The organism is Campylobacter sp. BCW_4323 (assembly GCF_001763115.1).
Classification (GTDB): domain Bacteria; phylum Campylobacterota; class Campylobacteria; order Campylobacterales; family Campylobacteraceae; genus Campylobacter_D; species Campylobacter_D jejuni.
On record NZ_MJYC01000036.1, the window covers coordinates 1 to 11,983 of the forward strand.

Here is an 11,983-nt window from a genome sequence, read left to right on the forward strand (position 1 = left end):
TTTGGATAGCTGCAAGCGGAGAGAGATATTTTGATACGATGAAATAAAGGAGAATGACGCTAATAATACTTGTAAAAATAACAATCGCGGTTTGTATAAATGCAATTTTATATATTGGAGATTCTATTTGTTCTATTGACTCCCCAATACAAGCAGTATAAACTCCAGAAACTTTTGCACATACAGCAAATCTTTCACTACCATCTTTTGGTCTAGTATACTCAAAAGGTTCAAAATCTTTCTTGGTTTTTGCAAGATTTGTAATTGCACTAATATCATAACCTTGTTGTAAAAGAGCTTTGTCTGTAGAAACAAATACTTTATTTTCTTCATCAAATACAAAAGTTCTACCTGGTAAATTTTCAAATTCAGCTTGCAAATCTGCTGCAAGAACATCTACGGCCAAAACTCCTATAAATTTACCATCTTTATAAAGTGGAATAGAATATGTAAAGCAAGGTAAATTTGTAGTTACATCAATATAAGATGGGGTAATATAAAGTTTATTTGTTTTAACTGCTTCTATATAATATTCTCTTGTTCTAGCATCATAATTATCAGCTTTTCCATAAGTTCCAAAATCTAAATTTTTAGCATCAGAGTCTGGATCGCTTACAACAAGTTCGCCATTTGGTTGAGCAATATAAACTGCTAAGAATCTTCCAGCATCTCTAAAATTCTTTAATTCTTTTCCAACATAATGCATTAAAGCATCTTGACTATCTAACTGTTCTACAGGATGCTTTAAAATACTTTTAGCCAAACTTTCAAGAGTTAAAGAATTTCTTGCCTTAAAAGACTCCATAGAATTTTTAGCCGTTTTAACATAATTTATTTCAGCATTCACAACTTCATGAAAAATTGCTTGCTTTACAAATATAAATGTTACAACACCTAAAATTATCAAACACACTACTGCGATTAAATTTGCAATCAGTGAAACCTTCAATTTTACGCTTTTCATAATTTAAGCGCTCCTTTCTAATATTATTTTATAGGGATATCTACATAAAGTTTTATAATTATAAATTAAAAAATTTAAATTTTTACTTAAATTTAAAAGTTATAAAAAATTAATTTAATATTTATTAAATTAATTTATATTTATTATTTTTATTTAAAGTAATATCGCTTCGAAAATTCTATGTATTAAGCTTAATATCGTTATAATTTAGAAAAATTTATATCGAAGGAAATATTTTGAAAAAAATTATATTATTTATCTTATCTTTAGGGATATTTTATACTTTCACACAAGCTAAAAACTTCGAACAAGATCAAAATAATAACAGCAATTTAGTTAGTGTCAGTATAGCACCTCAAGCATTTTTTGTTAAAAAAATAGCTGCAAATACTCTAGATGTCAATGTTATCTTACCTCCAAATAGCAATGAGCATAATTTTGAATTTAAACCAAGTGCTATGAAAAAACTTGAAAAAAGTGATATTTATTTCACCATGGGCTTAGAATTTGAAAAAGTTTTTACGGATAAATTTAAACAAAATTTTCCAAAACTTCAAGTTGTAAATATGCAAAAAAACATAGCTTTAATTCAAACTCGTGACACTCACGAACACTCTCATGAACATGAGCATTTTGATCCTCATACTTGGTTAGATCCTATTTTAGTCCAAACTATGGCTTTAAATATTTATGACACCTTAATTCAAAAATATCCACAAAATAAAAATTTATATAAACAAAATTTAGATAAATTTTTAGCAGAATTAGATAGTTTAAATTTACAAATTGCCCCAAAATTAGAAAAATTAAAAAATAGAGAATTTGTAGTTTATCATCCTTCTTGGACATACTTTGCAAAACGCTACAATCTTACGCAAATTCCTGTAGAAATTTTAGGCAAAGAACCAAAAAGCAAAGATTTGCAAAAACTTATCACTCTAATGAAAGATAAAAATTTAAAAGTCATTTTTGTTCAAAATGGTTTCCCTGAAAATGCAGCAAAAACACTTGCTAAAGAATGTGATGCAAAAATTTACAAAATGGATCATTTATCTTATGATTGGGAAAATGAACTTTTAAAAACTGCTGATGCCTTTTCTCATAATTTATAATCAGGCTTTTTGATGCTTTTTTTTGAAATTTCTAATCTAAACTACGCTTATGATAATGAAATCATCTTAAAAAACATCAATCTTAGCTACGACAATAAAGATTTTCTCTCTATCATAGGTCCAAATGGTGCAGGAAAATCAACACTCGTAAAACTTATCTTAGGACTTTTAAAATCCAAAAATAAAATCCATTTCAAAGCTCTTCAAAGAAAAGAAATAGGCTATGTTCCTCAACACACTCTAGCCAATCCTAATTTTTGTCCAAGAGTACTTGAAATCGTTCTTATGGGACTTGTAAGTAAAAAAATTTTTGGTTTTTATGGGAAAAAAGATAAAGAAAAAGCTATGCAAGCTTTAAAAAGTGTAGGAATGGAAAAATTTTGGAACAAAACAATTGATTCTCTAAGCGGGGGACAAAGACAACGTGTTTTTATCGCAAGAGCCTTAGCTAGTGAATGCAAAATGCTTATTTTAGATGAACCTACCGCAAGCGTTGATAACAAGTCTGCTATACAAATTTTTGAACTTCTAAGCTCTTTACACCAAAAAGGTATGGGAATTTTACTCATTTGTCACGATATCAATCTTGTATTAGCTTATAGCGATAAAATTGCACATTTAAACAAAGAACTTTTCTTGCATACCAACACTAAAGAAAAAGAAAAAAGTTCATTTTTAAAACATTTATACGAAAACCACTCTCATTTTTGTGATGTAGAAATGAGTTTAAATACTTGTTTTTGCGATGAAGAAAATTGCGATAGTAAAAAACTATGCGAACAAGAATTTACAAGAAGAAATTTGAAAAAAACAGAATTTAAAAAAGAAAATTTTTGTTTAAAATTTTTAAAGGAAAATAATGCTTGAAATTTTAAATTTCACCTTTTTTCAAAACGCTTTACTAGGAGCGATTTTAGTCAGTATAGCCTGTGGAATCATAGGTACTTTGGTGATGATAAATCGCCTTTTTTCTATGGCTGGAGGTATAACACATGGAGCTTTTGGTGGTATAGGCATAGCTTTTTATTTTTCTTTACCTATTTTATTAAGCACGGGAATATTTACTTTATTTTTGGCTTTTTTAGTAGCTTTTTTAGCTAAACGCTATGAACACAGAAGTGATAGTATTATCGCTGTAATCTGGGCTTTTGGAATGGCTGTTGGGATTATTTTAATCGATTTAAGCCCTAGTTATAACACAGATTTAATGGCTTATCTTTTTGGAAGTATTTTAGCTGTAGGAACACAAGATTTATGGCTTATGGCTTTGGTTGATAGCGTGGTGGTTCTTTTGATCTTTTTATTTTATAGACAATTTGAAGCATTAAGCTTTGATGCGGAATTTGCAAAAGTTCGTGGTATCAATACAAGTTTTTTTCATTATCTTTTAATCGCCCTTATGGCTTTTTGTATAGTTATTTCTATACGCCTTGTAGGGCTTATTTTGGTTATGGCTTTGCTTAGTATCCCAAGCTTTATTGCTGAAAATTTCACTAAAAGACTTGGCTTTATCATGATTTTGGCAAGTTTTTTAAGTATGATTTTTTGTGTTTTAGGACTTATACTTAGCTATTATCTTAATCTCTCAAGCGGTGCTTGCATCATAGCTGTAGCTTGTTTTAGTTTTTTAGTGCATTTGATAGGCAAATTTTTAAAAAGGTAAAGGTGCAAAACACACTTGCACTTTTATATCTTTTTGCCCTTGTTCTTTAAAATACAAATGTTCGCTTGCTTTAAAAACAAAAAATTTTTCTGCGATTTTTCTTTGTAAATCTTGAGTTTTTTCACATAAAGGATACACAAGTTTAATATCATAAATTTTAAATTTGCAAGCATAAGCAAACATTTGATATAAATCGCTTTGTTCTATGCCCTGCTTTTTATCTTCATCACTATCTGGAATTTTCCACTTGGTATCTAAAATCATTTTATTTTCTATATATAAATCAGGCTTTAACATGAAACATTTTTCAACATTTTTTGAAATTAGGTATTTTCCACTGCTTTGAGTTTTAATATTTTTAGTTGGATTTGCTTTTTTTAGCATATACGCCACATAATCTTCAAAAAGCTTTTCCATAGGAAAAAGCAAAGCAAAAGCTTCATTTTTACCATGATAAGGCATAAAACTTTCATTTTTTAAGAAAATTTTACACCACAAAAGCAAGTTTTCATAATAATCAAAATGTCTTGAAATTTTATAACTAAAATCTTTTTCATAATTTTTAGAAAATTCTACCTCATCGAGCATTTGCATAGATTTTATAAGTCTAAATTTATTCAAACTTGTTTTGGATTTTAAAAAATTTAGCGTTGATTTTATCAAACGATTGGGTGCTATATCTAAAACAAACTCATCATTGCTTGTAAAAAATCTTTCTTTGTGTATCAAATTTGCTTGATATGCTTGTTAAATAGTAATTTTCCCTTTAAAAAAGCCCTATTTTCTTCGCAACTTAGATAAGATCTCATCAAGCCTTTTTTATACACGCTATCAAATTCATCTAAAAACATCGTGATAAAAATTTCAAACAATGGCATTTTAGAACTTTGCAAAGATGAAATTTGTGACTTTTTAAAAGGAGAATTTTTTAAAGTTTTTAGCATATTTATCAAAAGATTTTTAGGATTAAATTTAAAATCTTTTTCATAAAAATCATTATTTTTAGAAATATTGTCTAATTCATAGTATCTTTTTAATTTTTCTTTATCGTGATTTGAAGAACTATCTTCTTTTTTATAACTATCTAAATTCGTGCATTTTGGAAAGATCTCCAAAACCCCGCTTTTAGTCTGTATAATGCCGACATAGTTTTTAGCTTTTAAGGTATTTTTGTTTTTAAAGCCTAAAAGATTTTCATTATTTTTTGCAAAGTCTTCTAGCTCTTTATAAAACCCTTCGGCCTTTTCTTTGAAAATTTCTTTTAAATCTTCTTTAGAAAAAGCTTGGTGTTCAATGATAGAAAAAGTGTTATTTGTTTTCATTATTCATATATTTTTATAAAAGTATCTTTACTCCAATTATTACTATCACTAAATTTATAAACAATCTTATCGCTTTCTATAAATTCTGTCATATTTTTTAAATAATCTTTATTTTCAACACTAATTTCCAACATACCATTTTTATTTAAAACTGCGTCAATCAAAGCATAGTCATTGTAAAAATACTCTTGCAAAAGTGGGATGATTTTATTTTGAAAAACTTTTTTTAAATCTTCTAAATTTTCAACACTTACAAAAAATGCATGACCTATGGTTTTTTCTCTATCTAGTAAATATTCTATACGAGTGTTTATAGCTTTTAATAATTCTTGTAAATTAATACCTTCGCAATCCATAGATAATTTGCTCACATCAGGCATCATCTCTACAAATTCAAAGCGTCTTCGCAAAGCTGTATCAAGAGAAGTTATGCCTCTATCGGCTGTATTCATAGTGCCTATGATATAAACATTTTTAGGCACTCCAAATTTTTCACCGCTATAAGGCAAAGTCACTTTTAACTCTTCTTTTTCACCTATCCTTTTGCTAGGTTCTATCAAGGTTATAAGCTCACCAAAAATCTTACTTACATTACCACGATTGATTTCATCGATGATGATTATGTAAGGTGAATTTGTTTTTTCATCTTTTTCTTTATAATCTTCTAAACCTTGTGATTTTAAATAATTTAATATAGCTTTAACATACGCTGAATTATATATTTCATCTGCAATAGAAGTTTTATATAATTTTTCTATATTATCTATACTTACTGGATAATCTTTATGATTTTTACTCATGTCGTCAAATTTAATTCTAAATGTTCTTCCATTTCTATATTGAATAAAATATTTAGTATTTGGTAATTCAAAATATTTTTCTGGACTATTATCATCTATTTTTACTTTTTCTTTTAATTTATCTATATAAAAATTAAAATTTTTTATACTATCCCTATTTTCTAAAGCTTTTTAGCAAAGTTCTTTAAAAATTCCATCTTTTATTTCATATTTTATTTCATATTTTATTTCATATTTTATTTCTTTAGAATTTTCTTCACTATCTATGCGAGGCTTTATACCTTCTACAAATTCTTCATATCCATAGCTTTGATGAAAAGTAGTAAAAACTATTTGTCCATTTTTTACATACTCATCAAATTTGGCTTTTTTATCATCTCTACTTTCTAAATTTTCGCCCAAAATTTCCAAAGCCTTATCTATAAGTATGATAAGTTTTTCCTGTCCCTGGAGTCCCATAAAGAATTTGATTTAAAGGCATATTTTTATTTTCCATTTTACTTGATATTTGTTGCACATTATTTTCCACTTCTAAGCTTTTACTTTCAAGCGTATTAATATTTATATCTTGAATCTCATTTAGAGGTAATTCTTTAAACCATTGCATTTTAAAATAATTTTATCTACAATTAAATTAATATCATTACTTAAATTTGAATAATTATAAACTTGATGATTAAATTGTGTATTATACTCATCGACTTTATTTCTTGCTAAATAATTGACTGTCTTATCTTCACTTTCTCCAATACAAACAACAATTTTTCTATTTTCTCTTTTTATACCACAATACACATAAACACCATAAGAAGCTTTATATTCTTGAGTATCCATTCTTATAAATATAATCCATGGGATTTTAACTACATTTCCTTTTTCATAACTTAAATCAACGTAAAATCATATTTTTTAAAAAAATTAAAATTAACCACCTCATCTTTAGATGACAATTTGTTCCCATTGTAAGCATTGTGAAAAAAATCTACTAAATACTTTTTAAACCTCTTTTTATCATCAGATGACAATACAATCATAATATATCCTTTATTTTTGATAATTTAAAATTATTATCCAAATATTATAAAATAAACCTGACTATTATATATATTACTTTATATTAGACTTTAATTCAAAAAGATAAGTAAAACTAAATTTTACCATATAATGAAAGTTCTAGCTTTTTTTATATCATTAAAATTTATAGTAGTTTTTTCTTGAGTTTCTAAATTTTCTAAAGTGATACTTTCATCATCTACAGCGATGATTTTTGCCTCGATTTTTTCTTTTTCATTGGTTGTGATTTTTACAAGCTCGTTAATGCTTTTTGCAAAATGCTCGATTTTGCTAAGTTTTCTCTCAAGCCCACAGCTTGATACTTCTAAAAAATACTCCCCACTCACAGGTGGCTCTACATCAAAAATAGGCGATAAAATTTCACTAAGTCTTGCACAATCATCAAGATTTACCCCGCCTTCTTTTTGCACATAAATTCTATAAATTTTTCTGCCATTTTCACTTACTAGCTCATCATCATAAAAACTAAGTCCTGCTTCTTTGCAAAGGGCTTCAAGATTCATTTTTATCCTTTTTTATTTTTTCAAAAAGTGCGTCCATGTGGTTTTGATACTCAAGTCTATCATCAAATTTAAAGTGAAAATTCGGACACCTATACCAGCCCTGCTCACTCATACAGTAATTTTGCAAAGCTCTACTTGCCTTTTTTAAAGAAGATAAAATTTTTTCTTGCTCATGAACATTAAAAAACATCTTATCAAGATACACAAAAGCATCATATCTGCCTTTTTTACACTCTACATCCACTACACACAAATTTTTCAAATTTTCATCATCTAAATTTGCTAAAGCTTCAGGGATCAGCTCTTTTAAGATACTTTCGGTGCGTAGTTTTTTAATCTCACTTGGGTTCATAGACTTGCTTGTTCCTCTACTTCTTTATAGCTTTCTATATAATCACCCACTCTCATATCATCACACCCTTCTATACCTACGCCACACTCATAGCCTTTTGCCACTTCTTTAGCATCATCTTTAAAGCGTTTAAGCGAGCTTACATTTCCTTCATAAACCACAACTCCATCACGGATAAGGCGAATTTTGGCTCCACGGTTAATCACCCCTTCAGTTACCATACAACCTGCGATTTGTCCGATTTTTGGCACATTGATCACTTGTCTAATCTCTGCTTGTCCTAATTGCTCTTCAGAAATAATCGGACTCATCATACCACCAAGTAAGGCTTTTACATCATCTAAAAGATTATAAATTACATTATAAGTTTTAATTTCTACGCCTTTATCCTTAGCACGCTCTTTAACTTCCCCTGTTGGGCGTATGTTAAAACCTAGTACTATAGAGTTTTCACTCGCACTTGCAAGCTCTATATCACTTTGCGTGATTCCTCCTACCCCACTATGAATGATATTCACTTTAATCTCATCATTTCTAAGTTTTTCTAAACTTGCTTTTAAGGCTTCTAAAGATCCTTGTACATCAGCTTTTAAAATAACAGGCAAGGCTTTTAGATTGCCTTCTTTAATCTTAGCTCCAAGCTCATCAATGCTAACTTTAGTAGATTTGCTAAGTTCTTTTTGGCGATTGTATTCGTGGCGTTTATTAGCGTATTCTCTTGCTTCTTTATCGGTTTTTACTGCAATTAAAATTTCACCTGCATCTGCTACTTCACTAAGTCCTACGATAACCCCACATTCACCTGGTTTGATTTCTTTTAAAGCTTTACCTTGATCATCGCTCATCGCACGCACTTTTCCATAAGCCTCGCCTGCAACCACAGTACTTCCTACAGTAAGTGTTCCATTTTGCACGATGATAGTAGCCACAGCACCACGCCCTTTTTGCACAGAACTTTCTATAATGCTTGCTTTAGCAAAACTTTTTGGATTGGCTTTAAGTTCTAAAATATCAGCTTGTAAAAGCACAATTTCAAGTAAATCTTCAATCCCCATTCCTGTCTTAGCCGAAACCCCTACAAATTCATAAGATCCGCCCCATTCTACTGGCATGATTTCCATTTCTGCGAGTTGAGTTTTTACCATATCAGGATTTGCTGCTTCTTTATCCATTTTGTTAATAGCAATAATAATAGGCACACCTGCTGCCTTAGCATGATTTATCGCTTCTTTAGTTTGTGGTTTTACCCCATCATCTGCAGCTACAACGATGATTACAATATCAGTGATACTTGCACCCCTTGCACGCATAGCAGTAAAAGCTTCGTGACCTGGAGTATCGATAAAAGTAATTTTACGCCCATTTTTTTCTACCATATAAGCACCCACGTGCTGAGTAATACCCCCTGCTTCACCACTTGCAACGCGTGATTTTCTAATATAATCTAACAAAGAAGTTTTACCATGATCAACATGCCCCATGATGGTAATCACAGGTGCTCTAGTCACTAAATCTTTTTCATCAATCTCTTCTTCATAGTCTTTTACATAATCAAACTCATCAGCCTCGTTAATGATATTGATCTCTATACCAAATTCAGCAGCCAAAATTTCAATCGCATCTTCATCTAAGAAATCATTTTTTGTTGTCATCATTCCAAGCATGAAAAGTTTTGAAATCACTTCACTAGTGCTTTTTCCTATCTTATCAGCGAATTCATACACACGAATTTCTTTAGAAATAGCAACGCTACTTACTTCTTCTACTTCCTTTTTTTCAATCTTTTTAGGTGGTTTTTTACGACTTCTTCTTTGAATTCCACCTTCAAGTCCAAAACCCGCAGAATTTCCAACAGCTTGTCTTATAAAATTAGGTTGTTTTTTATTGATATTTTGTGGTTTTTCTTGTTCTTTTACACTAAAATCAGGTAACACTACCTCATCTTCATCATCTAAAGAAATATCACCAAAATCATGTTCATCTAAAAAATTCATTTTTTCAGTACTTTCTTTTTTACTCGCAGCAATAGATTTTTTTTCTTTTTTCTTTTTCTTTAAACTCTCATCAGCATTTGAAAACATAGTTTTTAAACTTAAGCGCTCTTCATTATTGATAGATATATCATTTGAATTTTTTACTTCTTCTTTTTTAACTTGAATTTCTTCTTCGTCTTTTTTCTTTTTAACAATAACAAGTCCGCGTCTTTTGGCTAAAGTTGCACTAGCAAGGCTTTGTGGCTTATGAGCATCAATAATTTCTTGTTTTTCTTCCTCTTTTGCATTTTCTTTTTCAACTTTTAATTCTTCTTTTTTAACTTCTTGTTTAAGCTTTTCTTCTTTTTTAGGTTCTTTTTTTTCAGATTCATTTAGCTTTTCTTGTTCTTTTATATTTTCTTTTTTAGGCTTTTTTGCCGTAGGAGTTTTGATATTTTTCCTAAAAGCTTCTGGAATTTCTCTTGTTTGTATATACTCATAAATAGCTGCCGCAATCTCAGGTTCTACAGCATTTGATGCTGTTTTAATTCCAAGTCCTAATTCATTTGCCTTTTCAATAATTTCCTTACTATCATAACCTAATTCTTTTGCGATTTCATGAATTCTAATCTTTGCCATTTAAAAATATCTCCTTAAGTCCTTGCTGAGTAATTTTAGTATTTAAATTTTTACATATTTTAGAAAATGCTTTTTGTAAGATTTTATCTTCTTTCTCAATACAATTTTGACATAAATATCCACTTCTTCCATGTTCTGCTTTAGGCACAATATCTCCTAAAACAACTTTAAATCTGAATAACATATTTTGCTCAAAGCGGTTTTTACACACTATGCACATTCTAATTGGTATATGTTTTTTCAAAATTATATCTTTTTTTTATATTTTTTAGCAAATTTCAAAGCCATTATCATCAAATTCTAAATATTGCACACGAAAATCTTTAAATTTTGTTTGCATTTTCTTTGCCAAAGCTAAAGCATCATCTTTGAAAGCTAAAGAAAAAAAGCTCGATCCCGAACCTGAAAGTGTGCTCATTAAAGCTTTATTTTCCAAAGCAAATTTTTGTACTTCAAAAAGCTCAGGTAAGTTTTTCATACGATTGATTTCATGAAGCTTATCTTGACTTGCAAATTTTAAAAATTCATATTTTTTCTCCAAAAAACAAGCGGTTAAAAATGAAGCATGAGAAAGGTTGAAAACCGCATCATTAAAACTTAAATTTTTAGCCAAAGCTTGGCGTGATTGTTCCGTGCTCATTGCCAAATTTGGGATCACAACCACAGCAGCTAAATCTTTATCAATCTCTTTTTTGATACTATAAACTTTATTTTTTTCAACCAAAGAACACACAAAACCACCAAGAGTAGCTGGAGCGATATTATCTGGATGGTTTTCATAAATTAAAGCTTCATCTAAAATACGTTCTTTTTCTACCTTAAATCCACTCATATAATAAGCACTGGCAATAGCTCCAACAATCACAGCTGAAGAGCTTCCTAACCCTCTTGAAAGAGGAATGTTATTTTGAAAAATAAAACGAAAATTATCTTTTTTTCCGCTTAGTTTTTCATAAATTTCATAAAAAATATTTACAAATATATTGTTTTTTTTAAGAAAAATATTATCACTGCCCTCACCTCCAATACTAATGCTAAAAACACCTGATTTTTGGATTTGAGTTTCATTAAAAAGCTTTAAACTAAGTCCTAAACAATCAAAACCTGGCCCTAAATTCGCACTCGTAGCGGGAACTAAAATTTTCAAATTTCATCCTAAATTGCATCTAAAAAATAAAAGGGAAGATTATCATTATTTAGTTTAAGCTCTTGTAAATTTTTTGGTAAAAAAAACTCTGCTGGGATATTTTGCTCTAAACAAATTTCACCTTCCTTATATACAAAACAAAAATTTTTATTTGCACTTATGGGTTTATAGCCATTTAATTCAAAAGCACTCACCGCAAATAAAGGAATATTTTTTACTATACTTAAAGTACTCAAACTTACATAAGAAATTTTAATCCCCATATAAGAACCTGGACCATTAGCATAGATTAAACTTGTAAAATCATATTCTTTAAGCAATTCATCTAAAATTTTTGGTAAAAATTCGCTTGCTTTTTCTTCACTTTTATAAGTTTTTATAAGTTTATCATCTTGATAAATTCCAATCATTAAAGGCTTAGATAAAGCATTAAG

Annotated in this window: 11 protein-coding genes and 2 pseudogenes; 3 read left to right on the plus strand and 10 right to left on the minus strand. The window is 29.2% G+C overall.

What is annotated here, in order from left to right; translation table 11 throughout:
* The coding region (locus AJN60_RS01940; RefSeq protein WP_192843919.1) for a cache domain-containing protein at window positions 1–964 on the minus strand (964 nt) is incomplete at its 3' end.
* 236 nt (window positions 965–1,200) lie between these two features.
* Between AJN60_RS01940 and AJN60_RS01945 the strand changes: the two genes are divergently transcribed.
* Genes AJN60_RS01945 through AJN60_RS01955 form a run of 3 tightly spaced genes read left to right on the plus strand, consistent with a single transcriptional unit; the run spans window position 1,201 to window position 3,739 of the window.
* Window positions 1,201–2,076: a metal ABC transporter solute-binding protein, Zn/Mn family gene (locus tag AJN60_RS01945; RefSeq protein ID WP_070285776.1), complete on the plus strand. Its 876-nt coding sequence runs from the start codon at window positions 1,201–1,203 to the stop codon at window positions 2,074–2,076.
* Window positions 2,077–2,088: 12 nt separating this feature from the next.
* Window positions 2,089–2,943 carry an ABC transporter ATP-binding protein gene (locus AJN60_RS01950; protein WP_052858952.1) on the plus strand — a complete coding sequence of 285 codons (855 nt, stop codon included), beginning with the start codon at window positions 2,089–2,091 and terminating at the stop codon, window positions 2,941–2,943.
* Window positions 2,936–3,739, plus strand: coding sequence for a metal ABC transporter permease (locus tag AJN60_RS01955; protein WP_052858950.1), 804 nt, complete (start codon window positions 2,936–2,938; stop codon window positions 3,737–3,739). Before AJN60_RS01950 ends, AJN60_RS01955 begins: the two co-directional genes overlap by 8 nt.
* Here the strand turns inward: AJN60_RS01955 and AJN60_RS01960 are convergent.
* The 9 genes and pseudogenes from AJN60_RS01960 to AJN60_RS01995 all read right to left on the minus strand — a co-directional run bounded on the left by AJN60_RS01960 (window position 3,728) and on the right by AJN60_RS01995 (window position 11,959).
* Window positions 3,728–5,061 (minus strand): annotated as a pseudogene (locus tag AJN60_RS01960) (McrC family protein). The gene AJN60_RS01955 and the pseudogene AJN60_RS01960 sit on opposite strands and share 12 nt — an antisense overlap.
* Window positions 5,061–6,348: pseudogene (locus AJN60_RS01965) on the minus strand (McrB family protein); the annotation flags it as partial. The pseudogenes AJN60_RS01960 and AJN60_RS01965, both read right to left, overlap by 1 nt.
* A gap of 92 nt (window positions 6,349–6,440) precedes the next feature.
* Window positions 6,441–6,695, minus strand: a complete 255-nt coding sequence (locus tag AJN60_RS09920) for a hypothetical protein (protein ID WP_237766510.1) — start codon at window positions 6,693–6,695, stop codon at window positions 6,441–6,443.
* Between the two features lie 320 nt (window positions 6,696–7,015).
* On the minus strand, window positions 7,016–7,438 hold the full coding sequence (rimP, locus tag AJN60_RS01970) for a ribosome maturation factor RimP (protein ID WP_070285777.1): 423 nt from the start codon (window positions 7,436–7,438) through the stop codon (window positions 7,016–7,018).
* Entirely contained in the window at window positions 7,428–7,790 is a 363-nt protein-coding gene (gene rbfA, locus AJN60_RS01975; RefSeq protein WP_002778650.1) for a 30S ribosome-binding factor RbfA, read from the minus strand. Before rbfA ends, rimP begins: the two co-directional genes overlap by 11 nt.
* Entirely contained in the window at window positions 7,787–10,402 is a 2,616-nt protein-coding gene (gene infB, locus AJN60_RS01980; RefSeq protein ID WP_070285778.1) for a translation initiation factor IF-2, read from the minus strand. The genes rbfA and infB overlap by 4 nt, the downstream gene beginning before the upstream one ends.
* Entirely contained in the window at window positions 10,389–10,646 is a 258-nt protein-coding gene (locus tag AJN60_RS01985; RefSeq protein ID WP_002870410.1) for a DUF448 domain-containing protein, read from the minus strand. The genes infB and AJN60_RS01985 overlap by 14 nt, the downstream gene beginning before the upstream one ends.
* Before the next feature lie 24 nt (window positions 10,647–10,670).
* Window positions 10,671–11,549, minus strand: coding sequence for a homoserine kinase (gene thrB / locus AJN60_RS01990; RefSeq protein ID WP_002857455.1), 879 nt, complete (start codon window positions 11,547–11,549; stop codon window positions 10,671–10,673).
* Window positions 11,550–11,557: 8 nt separating this feature from the next.
* Complete coding sequence (locus AJN60_RS01995; protein ID WP_002851789.1) at window positions 11,558–11,959, minus strand: tRNA threonylcarbamoyladenosine biosynthesis protein TsaB; 402 nt, start codon at window positions 11,957–11,959, stop codon at window positions 11,558–11,560.
* Window positions 11,960–11,983 lie beyond the last annotated feature (24 nt).

Excerpts from the sequence above, each read along its gene's own strand:
- AJN60_RS01950 (WP_052858952.1), top strand. The coding sequence starts at position 2,089 with ATGCTTTTTTTTGAAATTTCTAATCTAAACTACGCTTATGATAATGAA.
- AJN60_RS01955 (WP_052858950.1), top strand. The coding sequence starts at position 2,936 with ATGCTTGAAATTTTAAATTTCACCTTTTTTCAAAACGCTTTACTAGGA.
- AJN60_RS09920 (WP_237766510.1), bottom strand. The coding sequence starts at position 6,695 with ATGGATACTCAAGAATATAAAGCTTCTTATGGTGTTTATGTGTATTGT.
- rimP (WP_070285777.1), bottom strand. The coding sequence starts at position 7,438 with ATGAATCTTGAAGCCCTTTGCAAAGAAGCAGGACTTAGTTTTTATGAT.
- rbfA (WP_002778650.1), bottom strand. The coding sequence starts at position 7,790 with ATGAACCCAAGTGAGATTAAAAAACTACGCACCGAAAGTATCTTAAAA.
- infB (WP_070285778.1), bottom strand. The coding sequence starts at position 10,402 with ATGGCAAAGATTAGAATTCATGAAATCGCAAAAGAATTAGGTTATGAT.
- AJN60_RS01995 (WP_002851789.1), bottom strand. The coding sequence starts at position 11,959 with ATGATTGGAATTTATCAAGATGATAAACTTATAAAAACTTATAAAAGT.